This window comes from Streptomyces sp. NPDC027185 (assembly GCF_055567035.1).
Map to the genome: position 1 here is coordinate 63630 of NZ_JBVHRF010000009.1, position 17113 is coordinate 80742.

At 70.0% G+C, this 17113-nt stretch carries 10 protein-coding genes; 8 read left to right on the forward strand and 2 right to left on the reverse strand.

Annotated elements, in window-relative coordinates; translation table 11 throughout:
- Positions 1-40 precede the first annotated feature (40 nt).
- Positions 41-1345, reverse strand: a complete 1305-nt coding sequence (locus tag ACZ4M8_RS26450; protein ID WP_467611428.1) for a phytase — start codon at positions 1343-1345, stop codon at positions 41-43.
- Positions 1346-1792: 447 nt separating this feature from the next.
- Here ACZ4M8_RS26450 and acnA point away from each other — a divergent pair, with 447 nt between their 5' ends.
- Positions 1793-4510, forward strand: a complete 2718-nt coding sequence (gene acnA, locus ACZ4M8_RS26455) for an aconitate hydratase AcnA (protein WP_467611430.1) — start codon at positions 1793-1795, stop codon at positions 4508-4510.
- 122 nt (positions 4511-4632) lie between these two features.
- On the opposite strand, the gene ACZ4M8_RS26460 is transcribed toward acnA, so the two are convergent.
- Positions 4633-8037 carry a GH92 family glycosyl hydrolase gene (locus ACZ4M8_RS26460; protein WP_467611432.1) on the reverse strand — a complete coding sequence of 1135 codons (3405 nt, stop codon included), beginning with the start codon at positions 8035-8037 and terminating at the stop codon, positions 4633-4635.
- 421 nt (positions 8038-8458) lie between these two features.
- Between ACZ4M8_RS26460 and ngcE the strand changes: the two genes are divergently transcribed.
- From ngcE to ACZ4M8_RS26495, 7 genes are all read left to right on the forward strand, one after another.
- The gene (gene ngcE, locus ACZ4M8_RS26465) at positions 8459-9898 is read left to right on the forward strand and encodes an N-acetylglucosamine/diacetylchitobiose ABC transporter substrate-binding protein (RefSeq protein ID WP_467611434.1); all 1440 of its coding nucleotides are present in this window, start codon (positions 8459-8461) and stop codon (positions 9896-9898) included.
- Between the two features lie 58 nt (positions 9899-9956).
- Entirely contained in the window at positions 9957-10880 is a 924-nt protein-coding gene (locus ACZ4M8_RS26470; RefSeq protein WP_467611436.1) for a carbohydrate ABC transporter permease, read from the forward strand.
- The gene (locus ACZ4M8_RS26475; protein ID WP_467611438.1) at positions 10880-11776 is read left to right on the forward strand and encodes a carbohydrate ABC transporter permease; all 897 of its coding nucleotides are present in this window, start codon (positions 10880-10882) and stop codon (positions 11774-11776) included. The genes ACZ4M8_RS26470 and ACZ4M8_RS26475 overlap by 1 nt, the downstream gene beginning before the upstream one ends.
- Positions 11777-12103: 327 nt before the next feature.
- A complete protein-coding gene (locus tag ACZ4M8_RS26480) occupies positions 12104-13303 on the forward strand; it encodes an ROK family transcriptional regulator (RefSeq protein ID WP_467611440.1) in 1200 nt (399 codons plus the stop codon).
- A gap of 183 nt (positions 13304-13486) precedes the next feature.
- The gene (locus ACZ4M8_RS26485; RefSeq protein WP_467611442.1) at positions 13487-14581 is read left to right on the forward strand and encodes a sugar ABC transporter substrate-binding protein; all 1095 of its coding nucleotides are present in this window, start codon (positions 13487-13489) and stop codon (positions 14579-14581) included.
- Between the two features lie 358 nt (positions 14582-14939).
- A complete protein-coding gene (locus tag ACZ4M8_RS26490) occupies positions 14940-15740 on the forward strand; it encodes an ATP-binding cassette domain-containing protein (RefSeq protein ID WP_450958357.1) in 801 nt (266 codons plus the stop codon).
- A complete protein-coding gene (locus ACZ4M8_RS26495; protein ID WP_467611444.1) occupies positions 15737-17020 on the forward strand; it encodes a sugar ABC transporter permease in 1284 nt (427 codons plus the stop codon). Before ACZ4M8_RS26490 ends, ACZ4M8_RS26495 begins: the two co-directional genes overlap by 4 nt.
- The last annotated feature ends 93 nt before the right edge of the window (positions 17021-17113 follow it).

Here is a 17113-nt window from a genome sequence, read left to right on the forward strand (position 1 = left end):
ACAGGGGCGCGGGGCGCCGGAGGGCGGACCTGATCGCCGGTCAGTCGTCCAGGGCGGTCAGGACGTCGCCGAGGTCGACGAATTTGAAGCCGGTCGCCGCCCGGTCGCCGTCCTCGGGGGCGGCGTGGCCGTCCTGGACCACGAGCAGCCCGTGGGGGTACCTGCTGCCGAGCGGCTCGGCCAGGGCGTCGGCGCCGTCGCACTCCTCGGAGCCGTCCACCTCCTTGCCGGGGGCCACCCGGAAGCCGCCTTCGTACTCGTAACCGTCGGCCTTCTCCCGGTCGTAGGCGACGAAGGTGTTGTCGCCCTGGCTGGAGGCGAGCAGGTAGCCGTCGCCGCCGTCCTGCCGGACCAGGGTCAGTCCCTCGACGTCGGCCGACACCCGGTCACCGCCGAAGCCGGGGTCCTCGCCCGCGACGCACTCGTCGGACGGCTTGTCGTACGTGGCGGGGATGCCGTACTCGCGGACCTTGTCCTGGAGGACGGGCTTGCCGTCGAGGGAGGCGGGCAGCCGCCAGATGCCGACGTCCTCCTGACCGGCGAAGAGCGTGCCGGTCTCCGGGTCGACGACCATGCCCTCGACCTGCGGTCCGTCACCGGGGTCGCCGCAGGGGGACCACTTGGTGCCGTCGGGCATCGTGAAGGTGTCCGGCAGGTCCACGGTGCGGACCTGTTCGTAGGACACCTTGCCGTCCGCGGTCGCCTTCAGCTCCAGCAGTGCGATGCGGGTGGTCGCGGCCTGGCTGACGAGGGCGTACGCCTTGCCCGTGCGCGGGTCGGTGTAGGTGGTCAGCCCGTAGGCGGTGCTCTTGTCGTTCACCTCGTCCTGGGAGGCGGAGAAGATCCAGGGCGCGGTGGGGGCGGTGACGTCGGTGAGCGGGGCGTCGGGCTTGCCGCCGTCGATGCGGTAGATGCGGAGCTTGTCGCTGCCGCGGTCGCTGGTGACCGCGAGGTCGGCGGGGCCGGGGCCGAGCTTCATCCCGTGCACGAGGTCGACGTTGTTGAAGCGGCCGGGGGCGTCGCCGGGGCCGGGTGCCGGGGGCGCGGGGAGGGACTGCACCTGCTCGGCGTCCAGGTTGTAGACGCGCAGGCCGCCCTTCTTGGCCGTGGCGACGACGAGGCTGGCGTCCGGGTCGGCCGGGTTGCGCCAGATCGCCGGGTCGTCGGCGTTGGAGTTGCCGCCCTCGTCGTCGTCGAACATCGCGGGGGTCTCGGCGCGGGCCGTGACCTCCGGGAGAGTCTTATCGGCGGCTCCGGCGGTGGGGGCGACCATGACCCCCGCGGTCAGGGCCACGGCCGCGGCCGCGGCGACGAGGGCGGGGCGTCCACTTCTGGGCACAGGCACGAACGGTCTCCTTCTGAGAGGGGGATGGCGACTGACATGCTCACGATGACGGATGGAGAGCCGAGTGCCTTCAGGCGTCCGGGAGGTGACGGGGAAATGGCCGACGGGCGGGCGGGGGGAGCCGCGAACCGCCGGCGCCCTGGTGGGCGGCTGCGGACGGCCTCCCGGCATCTGTGGCGGCGCCGGCTCCGGCCTGCGGATTCCCCGCGCGCGAAGTTCACTGGGAGGGCCCGTATGTGCCGTGCGCGAGGTCATCGGGCCCGCCGGGGCATGACCAGGCCGCGGCGATGTACTAGAGTTATCTCGACATCGAGATATCTGCCCCAAGGCGCACCGCCGCCGCGCCAGTAAGGCATGCCTAACTAAGGCTCACCTTACCGGATCGGCGCGGACCTGCGACGGCAGGATGCGGTGGTACGCGCGAATTCATGCATGAAGGAGACTGTCGTGTCGGCGAACAGCTTCGACGCCCGCAGCACGCTGCAGGTGGGCGACGAGTCGTACGAGATCTTCCGGCTGGACAAGGTGGAGGGCTCCGCCCGTCTGCCCTACAGCCTGAAGGTGCTGCTGGAGAACCTGCTCCGCACCGAGGACGGCGCGAACATCACCGCCGACCACATCCGTGCGCTGGGCGGATGGGACTCCCAGGCCCAGCCCAGCCAGGAGATCCAGTTCACGCCGGCCCGCGTGATCATGCAGGACTTCACCGGCGTCCCCTGCGTCGTCGACCTCGCCACCATGCGTGAGGCCGTCAAGGAGCTGGGCGGCGACCCGGCGAAGATCAACCCGCTGGCCCCGGCCGAGCTGGTCATCGACCACTCCGTCATCGCCGACAAGTTCGGCACCAACGACGCCTTCGCCCAGAACGTCGAGCTGGAGTACGGCCGCAACCGCGAGCGCTACCAGTTCCTGCGCTGGGGCCAGACCGCGTTCGACGAGTTCAAGGTCGTCCCCCCGGGCACCGGCATCGTCCACCAGGTCAACATCGAGAAGCTGGCCCGCACCGTCATGGTCCGGGGTGGCCAGGCCTACCCCGACACCCTGGTCGGCACCGACTCGCACACCACGATGGTCAACGGCCTGGGCGTCCTGGGCTGGGGCGTCGGCGGTATCGAGGCCGAGGCCGCGATGCTGGGCCAGCCGGTCTCGATGCTCATCCCGCGCGTCGTCGGCTTCAAGCTGACCGGCGAGCTGCCGGCCGGCACCACCGCCACCGACCTCGTCCTGACGATCACCGAGATGCTGCGCAAGCACGGCGTCGTCGGCAAGTTCGTCGAGTTCTACGGTGAGGGCGTCGCCGCCACCTCGCTCGCCAACCGCGCCACCATCGGCAACATGTCGCCGGAGTTCGGCTCCACCGCCGCGATCTTCCCCATCGACGACGAGACCCTGAACTACCTGCGCCTGACCGGCCGTGACGCCCAGCAGGTCGCGCTCGTCGAGGCGTACGCCAAGGAGCAGGGCCTCTGGCTGGACCCGGCCGCCGAGCCGGACTTCTCCGAGAAGCTGGAGCTGGACCTCTCCACGGTCGTCCCCTCCATCGCCGGTCCGAAGCGCCCGCAGGACCGCATCGTCCTCGCCAACGCCGCGCAGCAGTTCGCCGTCGACGTGCGCAACTACGTCTCCGTGGACGAGGAGGCCGGCAAGGAGTCCTTCCCGGCGTCCGACGCCCCGGCCGTCTCCCCGAACGGCGTCCCGTCGAACCCGGTCACCGTCACCGCCCCCGACGGCTCGACCTACGAGATCGACCACGGCGCCGTCACCGTCGCCGCGATCACCTCCTGCACCAACACCTCGAACCCGTACGTGATGGTCGCCGCCGCGCTCGTCGCGAAGAAGGCCGTCGAGAAGGGCCTGACCCGCAAGCCGTGGGTCAAGACCACCCTCGCCCCGGGCTCGAAGGTCGTCACCGACTACTTCGACAAGGCCGGTCTGACGCCGTACCTCGACAAGGTCGGCTTCAACCTCGTCGGCTACGGCTGCACCACCTGCATCGGCAACTCCGGCCCGCTGCCGGAGGAGGTCTCCAAGGCCGTCAACGACCACGATCTCGCGGTCACCTCGGTCCTCTCCGGCAACCGGAACTTCGAGGGCCGGATCAACCCCGACGTCAAGATGAACTACCTGGCGTCCCCGCCGCTGGTCGTCGCGTACGCCCTGGCCGGCTCGATGAAGATCAACATCACCGAGGAGGCGCTCGGCACCGACCAGGACGGCAAGCCGGTCTTCCTCAAGGACATCTGGCCGACCGAGGCCGAGGTCAACGACGTCGTGGCCAACGCCATCGGCGAGGACATGTTCAACAAGTCCTACGAGGACGTCTTCGCGGGCGACGCCCAGTGGCAGGCCCTGCCGATCCCCACCGGCAACACCTTCGAGTGGGACGGCGAGTCCACCTACGTCCGCAAGCCCCCGTACTTCGAGGGCATGGCCATGGAGCCGTCGCCGGTCTCCGACATCGCCGGCGCCCGCGTCCTCGCCAAGCTGGGCGACTCGGTCACCACCGACCACATCTCCCCGGCCGGTGCGATCAAGGCCGACACCCCGGCCGGCAAGTACCTCACCGAGCACGGTGTGGAGCGCCGCGACTTCAACAGCTACGGCTCGCGCCGCGGTAACCACGAGATCATGATCCGTGGCACCTTCGCCAACATCCGCCTGCGCAACCAGATCGCGCCGGGCACCGAGGGCGGCTTCACCCGCGACTTCACGCAGGAGGGCGCGCCGGTCTCGTTCATCTACGACGCGTCGCAGAACTACCAGGCCGCCGGTACCCCGCTGGTCATCCTGGCCGGCAAGGAGTACGGCTCCGGCTCCTCCCGCGACTGGGCCGCCAAGGGCACCGCGCTCCTCGGCGTCAAGGCCGTCATCGCCGAGTCGTACGAGCGCATCCACCGCTCGAACCTCATCGGCATGGGCGTCCTGCCGCTCCAGTTCCCCGAGGGCGCGTCCGCCGAGTCGCTGGGCCTGACCGGCGAGGAGACCTTCTCCGTCACCGGCGTCACCGAGCTGAACGACGGCACCACCCCGCGCACCGTCAAGGTCACCACCGACTCCGGTGTGGAGTTCGACGCGGTCGTCCGCATCGACACCCCCGGCGAGGCGGACTACTACCGCAACGGCGGCATCCTGCAGTACGTCCTGCGCTCGCTGATCAACAGCTGACCCGGGACACCCCGGCCGCCTGACGGCCGGAGCACCACGAGGGCCGCACCCCGCTCGGAGAGGGGGTGCGGCCCTTCGGGCTTTTCCTGAGCCACCCCGGTCCGGAGCCACCCGGTTTGGAGCTACCCCAGCAACTCCACCTCCGCCACCGTCCCGCCGCCCGCCGGCACCAGCCGGTAGTGCCGGTACGCGGCGGGGGAGGGGACGGTGAACGCCCGGGTCTGGTGGTCGAAGCGGAAGGTCTCGGCGGTGCGGTGGTCGAGGCGGCGCCAGTGGGCGCCGTCCGCGGAGCCTTCCAGGGTCCAGCCCTTCGGGGCGGCGGCGCGGTCGGCCGAGGTGAGGGTGTAGGTGGTGACCCGGGTGGGCTGCGGCAGGTCGGTGCGGGCGGCGGTGAGCGGCGCCGAGGTGGCGGAGGTGTTGTCGAAGAGCGGGCCGGCGGACGGATCGGTGACGTCGGCGGGCGGGGCGGGCACCTTGTCGTCGTGGGTGAGGGAGGTGGGGGCGGCGTTCTTCCCGGTGCCCCAGGCGGAGGGGCGGTCGCCCATCGCGAAGTCCAAGGTGGCGCCGCGGGCGAGCAGGGCGTGCGGCAGCGCGGTGGACGTCCAGGGCTTTCCGTTGACCTTCAGGCCCTGGACATAGACGTTCCCGGCGCTGTTGCGCGGGGCGTTGATGACCAGGTCACGGCCGTTCTCCAGGTGCACGGTGGCCTTGGTGAAGAGCGGGGAGCCGACCGCGTACTCGCCCTCGCCCATCACCAGCGGGTAGAAGCCGAGGGCGCTGAAGACGTACCACGCGGACATCTCGCCGTTGTCCTCGTCGCCCGGGTAGCCCTGGCCGATGTCGCTGCCGACGTAGAGCCGGGACAGCACCTCACGGACCTTCGCCTGTGTCTTCCAGGGCTGTCCGGCGGCGTCGTAGAGGTAGGCGATGTGGTGCGAGGGCTGGTTGCTGTGGCCGTACATGCCCATCCGGGTGTCGCGCGCCTCGGTCATCTCGTGGATGACGTCGCCGTACGAACCGGCGAACTCCTTGGTCCCCGTCTCCGGTGTCGCGAAGTAGGTGTCGAGCTTCTTCGCGAGGCCGGGGCGGCCGCCGTAGAGGTTGGCGAGGCCCCGGGTGTCCTGCGGGGCGGGGAAGGCGTACGTCCAGGCGTTGGTCTCGGTGTAGTCGTGGCCCCAGACGCGCGGGTCGAACTTCTCCGGCGGCAGCCGCCAGGCGCCCTTGGCGTCGCGCCCCTGGAAGAAGCCGGTCCGCTCGTCGAAGAGGTGGACGTAGTTCCGTGCCCGGCCGAGGAAGTACGCGGACTCCTCCTTGTAGCGGGGCTTGTGGGTCCTGGCGTACAGCGCCTGTCCCATACGGGCGATGCCGAAGTCGTTGAGGTAGCCCTCCAGCGCCCAGGACAGGCCCTCGCGGGTGTCGGTCGCGGTGTAGCCGAGGAACGGTGAGGTGGTCATGCCCTTGCGGCCCACCCCGGACCGCGGCGGCGCCACGGTGGCGTTCTTCACCGCCGCCTCGTACGCGGCCTCGGCGTCGAAGCGCACACCCTTGGCGTACGCGTCGGCGAACGCCACGTCCGAGCTGGTCCCCGTCATCAGGTCCGCGTAGCCGGGGGAGGACCAGCGGGAGGTCCAGCCGCCGTCCTTGTACTGCTGGACGAAGCCGTCGACCAGCTTTCCGGCCCGGCCGGGGGTGAGCAGCGCGTAGGCGGGCCAGGCGGTGCGGTAGGTGTCCCAGAAACCGTTGTTGACCTGGACCGCGCCGTCGACGATCCTCGCGCCGGTGCGGGTCGGGGTGTCCTTGCCGGCCGGCGGGGAGAACGGGCTGGCGTACCGGGTGCGGGAGCCGACCTGCTCGGAGCCGGAGTTGGGGTAGAGGTAGAGCCGGTAGAGGTTGGAGTAGAGGGTGGTCAGCTGATCGGCGGTCGCGCCCTCGACCTCGACGCGGCCGAGCAGCGCGTCCCACCGCGCCTGGGCGCGCCGTTCGGTGGTGGCGAACGGCGTCCCGGTGGGGATCTCCCGGTCGAGGTTGGCCTTGGCCTGGGCGGTGCCGATCAGCGAGGTGGCGATCCGCAGCGTCACCGTGCGGTCCTTGCCGGGGGCGAAGCGCAGATAGCCGGTGACGTCCTTGCCGCCGCCCCCGCCGAGCCGTCCGGCCTTGGTGACCGGTGCGTCGAAGGTGCCGTGGACGAAGAGGCGGGTGGCGCCGGTGGACAGGCCGCTCTTGACGTCGGAGTAGCCGCTGACGGTGCCGTGTTCGGGGTCGAGGGTGAGGCCGCCCTTGTTGTTGACGTTGTCGAAGATCAGGTTCGCGTCGTCGCCGGGGAAGGTGAAGCGCATCTGGGCGGCGTGGTCGGTCGGGGTGATCTCCGCCTTGAGGCCGTTGTCGAAGGTCACGCCGTAGTGGTGCGGCAGGGCGGTCTCCCTCTCGTGGTGGAACGGCAGGGCGCGGGCGGTGCGGGAGGCGTCCGGGACGCCCGCCGCGGTGGACGGCATGACCTGGAAGGTCTGCCGGTCGCCCATCCAGGGGCTGGGCTCGTGGCTGGCGGCGAACGCCTGGAGGGTGGGGAGGTTGTCGGCGTTGTTCTTGCGGGCGTACTCGTAGAGCCAGTCGGTCGAGCCCGCGTCGGTCACCGGCGTCCAGAAGGTGAAGCCGTTGGGGACGGCGGTCGCCGGGAAGGTGTTGCCGCGCGAGAAACTGCCGCTGGAGAGGGTGCCGCGGGTGGTCCGGACGTGATCGGAAGGGTGGGCGCGCGGCTTTACGGGAGCCCGCGGGCCGAGGGTGAGGTCGTCGATCCAGCCGCGGAACGCCGGTGCCTTGCGCGGTGCGCGTGGCGCGTCGTACGCGACGAGGATCCGGTCGACGGTCTTCCCGGCGGCCACCGCGCCGACGCGGGCGGTGCGCGCGTTCCACTGGTTGACGTAGAGCATCCGGGCATCGGCCTGGCCGCGCGGCGTCAGCGGCGCGCCGTACTGGTCGGTGGCGCCCAGCTCGCTCAGGTACGTCCCGTCGGTGAAGGCGAGGTCGACCGCGACATGGGTGGCCGGGTACTCCGGATCCGCCGTGCTCATCTGCGGGAAGATCTTGTACGACAGCGTGGTGTCGGCGGTGACGGGCGTGTCGGTGTCGAAGACCTTGTTGTACGCGTAGCCGTGGCCGGACGCGGTGTGGGTGCCGGCGTACTCCAGGGCGTGGCGGCCGGAGAAACCGGCGCCGTCCTTGGACGTGGGGGTGGCGTCGGGGCCGGTGCCGGTGCGGGTGGCCATGCCCGGGGCGGCGGGGCCGGCGGGCGGGGTGACGCCGTCCGCCTTGGGGTGGCCGTCGGGTCCTTGCTCGGCGGTGCTGTTCCAGTCGGGCGCGGGCTGTCCCGGCTCGAAGGAGGAGGCGAACTGCGCTGCGGACGCGGGCCGTTGGCGCGGAGCGGCCTGTGCCGCCGGGCCGAAGGCGGCGGTGGTGAGGAGTGCGGCCGCCACCAGCGCGGTGGGGCGGGTGAGCATCCGTAGCGGGGTGTGCCGGTGTCCGATCCGCACGCGAGCCCTCTCAACTGGGTTGACATCGTTGTCAGTTGTGGTGTGCAGAGATAAGTAAGGAGTGCTCCCCGGTGGGTGTCAAGGGTGCGGAGAAGGCGTGTGGGCCGGGGTGTACGCCGTGGTGGCGGGCGGGTCGTGCCGGGGTGCGCCCCCGTGTTCCGAGCAGGTATCAACTCGGGAAAGAGAGTGAGGAAAACGGCATTCGATCTTGCCCCCTCACCCGAAAGTGGACTATACCTGTCGGCGTCCGAACGGCCCGTCAACGGCCGTGGATCCGGGGGGAAATGCGGAGGCCGAATGCGTCCGTGGATCCCTGGCACGCCCGGCGTACATCCCGTACCACTCAGCTCCATCTGACGACCTGCGGTGCCGGGGAATGTTCGTGCACCGCCTGAGTCCTGAAGAAGGCGAGGACTTGAGCATGGGATCCATCTCGGAATTCAACCGGCGCGATCTGGTCAAGCGGGCAGCGGCCATGGGAATCGTCGCACTCCCCGCCATGAGCTTGCTTTCCGCCTGCGCCAGCTCCGGCGGTGGCGGCGGCGACAAGGCGACGAAAGGCACCAAGTCGGCGAAGAACCCGCTCGCCGTCAACGAGAGCGCCGGACTGGACGTCGTCATCTTCGACGGCGGCTTCGGCGACGCCTATGCCAAGAGCGCACTGAAGGACTACACCAAGGCATTTCCGAAGACCGAAGGAAAAGCCAAGGTCACCTCCACACAGAAAATACAGTCGACGCTCCAGCCGCGATTCAACGGCGGCAACCCCCCGGACCTCGTCGACAACTCCGGCGCCGAGCAGATGGATTTCGGCACCCTCGTCAGCAAGGACCAGCTCACCGATCTCAACGCCCTCCTCGACGCCCCCTCCATCGACGATCCCGGCAAGAAGGTACGCGACACGCTGCGCCCCGGAGTCGTCGAGATGGGGCAGTTCGGCGGTAAGGAGACCTGGATTCTCTACTACGCGTACACCGTCTACGGCGTGTGGTATTCGAGAGGGAATCTGGCGAAACTCGACGCGGAATATCCGGAGACCTGGGACGAGATGCTCGCGCTCTGCGCGAAGGCCAAGAAGAAGGGGATAGCCGGATGGACCTATCCGGGTAAGTATCCGTACTACCTCCCCTTCTCCCTCTATCCGTTCATCGGGAAGATCGGCGGTCCGGAGGTCCTGCGGCGGATCGACAACCTGGAGCCGAACGCCTGGCTGGACCCGGCGGTCAAAGCGGCGTTCGAGGCGTACCACGAGCTGTACCGCAAGGGCTACGTCCTCAAGGGCTCGCCCGGTCTCGACCACCTCCAGTCGCAGAACGCCTGGGCGGAGGGGAAGGCGCTGTTCATCCCCAACGGCTCCTGGGTCGAGAACGAATCCGCCAAACAGATCGCCCGCGACCCGCACTTCCAGCTCGCGGTCGGCGCCCCCTCCAGCCTCTCCGCCGCGGACAAGATGCCGTTCGGCACCCTCTGGGCGTCCGGCGGCGAGCCGTTCATCGTCCCGAAGCAGGCGCACAACGCCGAGGGCGGGATGGAAATGCTGCGGGTCATGCTCGGCAAGAAGGCGGCGCGGAACTTCATCGCGCAGGTCTCCTCGCTGACCTCGCTCGACGGCGGTACCGACGGCGTCGATCTCCCGCCGGGGCTCGCCTCCGCGCAGAGCGTGCTGGAAAAGGCCGGGAAGAACATTCTCAACCCCCGGCTCCAGGACTGGTACGTCGCCCTCCAGAAGGAAAAGATCGGCGTCGGCGCCATCGGCGAGATGATGGCCGGCCGGATGACGCCCGACGAGGCGATCAAGAAAATCCAGAAGTACGCGGACGACACCCGCGCCGACTCCAGCGTCACCAAGTACAAGCGCTGACCCATGAGGGGAACGAGCCACCGGCACCATCCACGGCGCAAGAACGGGACCGGCAGTCATGCAGCACGGTAAATACCGTTTCATCGCGGGATTCCTGATCGTTCCGCTGGTGATCTACGCGGTTTTCGTGATCTCGCCCTTCGTGCAGGCCATCTACTACTCCCTCACCGACTGGACCGGCCTCAGCCCGGATCTGCGGATGGTCGGCCTCGACAACTACGCACGCCTTCTGAAGGACTCCGTCTTCTGGGCGGCGGTGGGAAACAGCGTGACGCTGTTGCTGCTGCTCCCGGTGGTGACGCTCAGCCTCGGACTGTTCTTCGCGTTCATGCTCAACGTCGGTGGCCGCCGCCGGAAGAAGGCGGTCATCGGCGGGGTGCGCGGATCCGGCGTCTACAAGATCATCTACTTCTTCCCGCAGGTCCTGTCCGTCCCGATCGTCGCGCTGCTCTTCCAGTTCGCGTACAACCCGGAAAGCGGCTCCCTGAACGCCTTTCTCGGCGCCGTCGGACTCGACGGGATACAGCCGGACTGGCTGGGCGATCCGCAACTCGCCCTGTGGTGCGTCATGGGCGCGATGGTGTGGGCCAATGTCGGCTTCTACGTCGTACTGTTCTCGGCCGGGATGAGTTCGATTCCCAAGGACTTCTACGAGGCCGCGCTGCTGGACGGCGCGAACCGCGTGAACACGTTCTTCCGGATCACTCTGCCGCTGCTGTGGGACACCGTGCAGACCGGCTGGATCTACATGGGAATTCTCGCCCTGGACGTCTCCGCCTTCGCCTTCGTCCAGATCATGAGCGTCGGTCCGGGCGGCCCCGACTACTCCACCGAGGTCCTGCCGCTCTACGTCTACCAGCGGACCTTCCGCGACGGTCAGGCCGGATACGCGACCGCCATCGGCGTCTCCCTGCTGATCGTGACCCTCGTCTTCTCCGCCGTCGTGATGCGGCTGGGACGGCGCGAGCGACTGGAGTTCTGATGAGCGCGCAGACCGATCCCGCCGCCCGCCACGCCGCACCGAAGGGCGAACCGGGGCGCCGCGGCGGCGAGGGCGGCGTACTGAACGTCTTCTCCCACGGCGTCCTGGTGATCTGGGGCCTGCTGGTCACCATGCCGCTGCTGTGGGCGGTGGTCTCCTCCTTCAAGGACGACGCGGAGATCTTCGGCTCGCCCTGGAGCCTGCCGTCCGTGCTGCACCCGGACAACTGGGTGCGCGCCTGGGAGAAGGCGAACATGGGGGAGTACTTCCTCAACTCGCTGATCGTCGTGGGCGGTTCGCTGATCGGCACGATGGTGCTCGGCTCGATGGCCGCCTACGTGCTGGCCCGCTTCGACTTCCCCGGCAACCGCTTCGTCTACTTCCTCTTCGTCGGCGGTATGGGCTTCCCGGTGATCCTGGCGCTGGTACCGCTCTTCTTCGTCATGAAGAACATGGCGCTGCTGGATACGTACCACGGGCTCATCGGCGTCTACATCGCGTACTCGCTGCCGTTCACGGTCTTCTTCCTCAGCGGGTTCTTCAAGACGCTGCCGACCTCGGTGGCGGAGGCGGCGCTCATCGACGGCGCCTCCCACACCCGTACGTTCTTCCAGGTCATGCTGCCGATGGCGAAGCCGGGCCTGATCAGCGTCGGCATCTTCAACTTTCTCGGGCAGTGGAACCAGTACCTGCTGCCGACGGTGCTCAACGTCGGCGACCCGCACAAGAAGATGCTCACCCAGGGGCTGGTCGCGCTCGCGGTCAGCCAGGGGTACAAGGGCGACTGGTCCGGGCTCTTCGCCGGGCTGACCATCGCGATGCTGCCGGTCCTCGCCGCGTACATCCTCTTCCAGCGGCAGGTGGTCGCCGGTCTCACCGCCGGCGCGCTGAAGTAACCGCCGGAGCGGCCGAAGGCCCCGCGCCCCGGGAAGCGGCGCGGGGCCTTCGGGCGCCCGGGACGTTCCGCGTCCGGCCCGCGGGGCGTCGTCCGGATGTTCCGGTGGGCCGGTCCGCTCCGGCGCGGGCGCCCGTACGCGGCGGGGCGCCGACCGCTCCGGCGCTCCCGCCCCGCCTCTCCCGGCCCCGGTCGAGGACTTGACGGGAGGTGACCCGTCCGGCTCAGCTTAGATTCACATGTTGGAGACAAGCCGGGCCCCGCTGGTGTGGTCCGGCCCGGCGGGCGGTCGTCGTGCCGCGCGCCTCAGGCGGGAGTGGATGAGCCGATGGAGACTCCGGGGTCGCAGTCCTCGCTGCACCGAGCCAATCTGGAGCGGGTCGTGCGGGCGGTGCGCATGGCGGGCTCGCTCACCCAGGCGGAGATCGCCCGGGGTACGGGGCTCTCGGCGGCAACCGTCTCGAACATCGTTCGTGAGTTGAAGGACGGCGGCACCGTCGAGGTGACGCCCACCTCCGCCGGGGGGCGCCGCGCCCGGAGCGTGTCCCTCTCCGGTGACGCCGGGATCGTCGTAGGCGTCGATTTCGGCCACTCCCATCTGCGGGTCGCCGTCGGCAACCTCGCGCACCAGGTGCTCGCCGAGGACGCCGAGCCGATCGACGTGGACGCCTCCGCCGCCGAGGGGCTGGACCGCGCCGAGCGGCTGGTCGCCCGGCTCGTCGAAGCGACCGGCATCGCCCCCGGCAAGATCATCGGCGTCGGGCTCGGCGTGCCGGGCCCCATCGATGTCGAATCGGGCACCCTCGGCTCCACCGCGATCCTGCCGGGCTGGAGCGGCACCAATCCGGGCGCGGAGCTGTCCGGGCGCCTCGGCGTCCCCGTCCATGTCGACAACGACGCCAACCTCGGCGCCCTGGGGGAGCTGGTGTGGGGCGCCGGCCGTGGCGCCGCCGACCTCGCGTACATCAAGGTGGCCAGCGGCGTCGGCGCCGGGCTGGTCATCGGCGGACGGATCTACCGCGGGCCGGGCGGTACGGCGGGCGAGATCGGCCACATCACGCTGGACGAGTCCGGGCCGGTCTGCCGCTGCGGCAACCGCGGCTGTCTGGAGACGTTCACCGCCGCCCGCTACGTCCTGCCGCTGCTCCGGCCGAGCCACGGTCCGGACCTGACGATGGCGCGCGTGGTGGAGCTGGCCCGCGACGGCGACCCCGGGTGCCGCCGGGTCATCGCGGACGTGGGCCGCCACGTCGGCAGCGGCGTCGCCAACCTCTGCAATCTGCTCAACCCCAGCCGGGTGGTGCTCGGCGGCGATCTCGCGGAGGCGGGGGAGCTGGTGCTCGGGCCGATCCGCGAGTCGGTGTCGCGGTACGCGATCCCCAGCGCGGCACGGCAGTTGGGCGTGGTGCCCGGCACGCTGGGCGGCCGGGCCGAGGTGCTCGGGGCGCTCGCGCTGGTGCTCAGCGAGATGGGCGACGCCACCCTGCTCGACGGTGCGCCGGCCGGGCACGGCGCCGTGTCCGGGTGAACGGTCGCCGGTGTCCGGCCGGTGCGGACACGGCAGTTGACCGGTTACTGACTTCAGGCACCTAACGCATGGCACCGTTGTCATCTCGTTAAGAATTTACTCCTTGACGGCCCGCTGGCGGCCGAGTTGACTTCCAGCCACCTCGGCCGCAAGGACGCGGCCTCGTCAGGGAGGCAAGCTCACATGAATGTCTGGACGCGTCGCGCCGTCATAGCCACGGCCGCCGTTTCGATGGCCCTCTCGGTCGCCGCCTGCGGCAAGGCGGGCGACGGCGACAAGGCCGCGGGCGGGGACGGCAAGACCATCGGCCTGCTGCTGCCGGAGAACAAGACCACCCGCTACGAGACCTTCGACCGTCCGCTCATGGAGGCGAAGATCAAGGAGCTGTGCGCCGACTGCGAGGTCAAGTACAACAACGCGGCGCAGGAGACCGAGACCCAGAAGAAGCAGTTCGACGCGCTGATCACGCAGGGCGTCAAGGTGATCATCCTGGACCCGGTCGACTACAAGGCCACCAAGTCCTGGGTCAACCAGGCGGCCAAGAAGGGCGTCAAGGTCGTCGCGTACGACCGGCTGGCCGAGGGTGAGATCTCCGCGTACGTCTCCTACGACAACGAGAAGATCGGCCGCCTCCAGGGCGAGGCGCTGGTCAAGGCGCTCGGCCCGGACGCGAAGAACAGCAACGTCGTGATGATCAACGGCTCGCCGACCGACCCCAACGCGCCGTTCTTCAAGAAGGGCGCGCACACCGTCCTCGACAAGCGGGTCAAGAAGATCGTCTACGAGCAGGACATCCCCGACTGGTCCTCGGACGAGGCCAACAAGAAGATGAGCGCGGCCATCGACTCGCTCGGCAAGGACGGCTTCCAGGGCGTCTACGCCGCCAACGACGGCGAGGCGGGCGGCGTGATCACCGCCCTCAAGCAGCAGGGCGTCACGGTCCCGGTCGGCGGCCAGGACTCCGAGCTGGCGGGCCTCCAGCGCGTCCTCAAGGGCGACCAGGCGTTCACCATCTACAAGCAGATCAAGCCGCAGGCGGACGCCACCGCCGAGATCGCGGTCAAGCTCCTCAAGGGCGAGAAGATCGACGCCCTGGCGCCCACCAAGGTCGACAGCCTCAGCGGCGACGTCAAGGGCATCCCGGCGAAGCTCTACGACGCGCAGGTCGTGACCAAGGACAACGTCAAGGACACGATCATCAAGGACAAGGTCTACAAGGCGAGCCAGCTCTGCACCGCCGATGTGAAGGCGGCGTGCGAGAAGGCCGGTATCAAGTAGTCCGCCCGGCTCCGCCCAGGGCGCGCGGGAGGCGGCAGCGGCCGCCGCAGCCGTTCTCCGGGCCGGGCTCCCGGCCGGCCGGTCCGCCGCGCCGGACCCGGGCCGGACGCCGGTCCCGGGCCGGACGCCGGACCCGGGCCTGTCCCGGGCGCGCCGTACGCCGACCCGGATCCGTACGCCGGTCCCGGGCCCCGCACGGCCCGCATCGCACCGGCCCGCGCGCCGGTCCCTGCCGCCGTCGTACGCGCCTCCGCCCGCGCGGCGCTCCGCGTCGGGCCGGTCCCGGCACCCCCCACCCCCCTGGCAGAACCCGGTGCCCCCGCACCACCGTCCCGCCCCTGTGAAGGCGGCGAAGGAGATGATGTCCGTGTCCGCTCCGCCCGTGCTGGCGTTGCGCAAGGTCTCCAAGCGGTTCGGCGCCGTCCAGGCGCTCACCGATGTCACGCTGGAGATCCACCCCGGTGAGGTGGTCGCCCTCGTCGGCGACAACGGCGCCGGTAAGTCCACCCTCGTCAAGACGATCTCGGGTGTGCACCCGGTCGACGACGGCGCCATCGAGTGGGAGGGCGCGCCGGTCCGCATCACCAAACCGCACGACGCCCAGGAACTGGGCGTCGCCACCGTCTACCAGGACCTCGCGCTCTGCGACAACCTCGACGTCGTCGCCAATCTCTACCTCGGCAACGAGCTGCGCGGCGCGGGCGTCCTCGACGAGATCGCGATGGAGAAGCGGGCCAAGGAACTGCTGGACACCCTGTCCATCCGTATCCCCAGCGTCCGTATCCCGGTCGCGGCGCTCTCCGGCGGGCAGCGGCAGGTCGTCGCCATCGCCCGCGCGCTGATCGGCGAGCCGAAGGTCGTCATTCTCGACGAGCCGACCGCCGCGCTCGGCGTGGAGCAGACCGCGCAGGTCCTCGACCTCGTGGAGCGGCTGCGGGAGCGGAACCTCGGCACCATCCTCATCAGCCACAACATGGCCGATGTGCAGGCCGTCGCCGACCGGGTCGCGGTGCTCCGCCTCGGCCGCAACAACGGCGTCTTCGACGTCGCCACCACCTCCCACGAAGAGATCATCGCGGCCATCACCGGCGCCTCGGACAACGCCGTCACCCGCCGCCGGGCCCGCACCGAGCAGGGCAGGAAGGAGGAGGCGCGATGAGTGACCTCACCAGGAAGACCGCGGAGCCCGCCGCGCCGGAGAACGCCGCACCGGCCGCCGTCGACCCGCGCCTCGTCGTCCGTGAGCAGGGCTTCGCCGGATATCTCGGCGAGTTCCGGCGCCGGGTGCGCGGCGGTGAGCTGGGCTCGCTGCCGGTCGTCGTCGGGCTGCTCGTCATCGCCGTCGTCTTCCAGCTGCAGAACAGCGCCTTCCTCTCCGCCGACAGCCTCGCCAACATCGGCGTCTACACCTCCGGCCTCGGCATCATGGCCGTCGGCATCGTCTTCGTGCTGCTGCTCGGCGAGATCGACCTCTCGGTCGGCTCGGTCGCGGGCGTCGGCGCCGCGGTCTGGGCGGTGCTCAGCGTCACCCACGGCGTCAGCGACTGGCTCGCCGTCCTCCTCGCCGTCGTGGCGGGCGCGGCCATCGGCACGCTGCACGGCTTCTTCTTCGCCAAGGTCGGCGTCCCGGCGTTCGTCGTCACCCTCGCCGGTTTCCTCGGCTGGAGCGGACTGCAGATCTGGCTGATGGGCAAGGAGGGCTCCATCAACACGCCCTCCGGCAGCGTGGTGGAGAACCTGACCGGCTACTACTTCGAGGACAAGGCCGCCGCCTACGGGCTCGCCCTCGTCGCCGTCCTCGCGTACGCCGGATCGCTGCTGCGGGAGGCCCGCCGCCGCCGGGCCGCGGCGCTGCCGTCCCGCCCGGTGAGCGAGATCGTGCTGCGCACCGCGGTCGTCGCGCTCCTCGCCTTCGCCGTCGCCTACGTCCTGAACGAACCGGCCGGCGCCCGCGGACTGCCGCTGGCCCTGGTGCTCTTCCTCGCCGTCCTCGTCCTCGCCGACTTCGTGGTGCGCCGTACGTCCTACGGGCGGCAGATCTTCGCGGTCGGCGGCAACGCGGAGGCGGCCCGCCGCGCCGGTATCGACGTCAATCGGGTCCGGATCACGGTCTTCGCCGTCTCCGGCATGCTGGCGGCCTTCGGCGGTCTCTTCATCGCCAGCCTCTCCGGCGGCGCCACGAAGAACCTCGGCGCCGGGAACACCCTGATGAACGTGATCGCCGCGGCGGTCATCGGCGGCACCAGCCTCTTCGGCGGCCGCGGCAAGATCTGGTCCGCGCTGCTGGGCATGCTCGTGATCCAGTCGATTCAGCAGGGGCTGAACCTCCTCGGCATGGCGAGTGAGATCCAGTACATGATCACCGGTGCGGTGCTGCTCGCGGCGGTCGTCATCGACTCCCTCTCCCGCCGCACCCAGAAGACCGCCGGACGCACCTGAGCCCCGGCCCGTACCGCCCGCGGCGGCCCCCACCAGGCATCTTCCGGTGGGGGCCGCCGCGTGTGCCGGGGGCGGCCGGATCCGGGCGGTCAC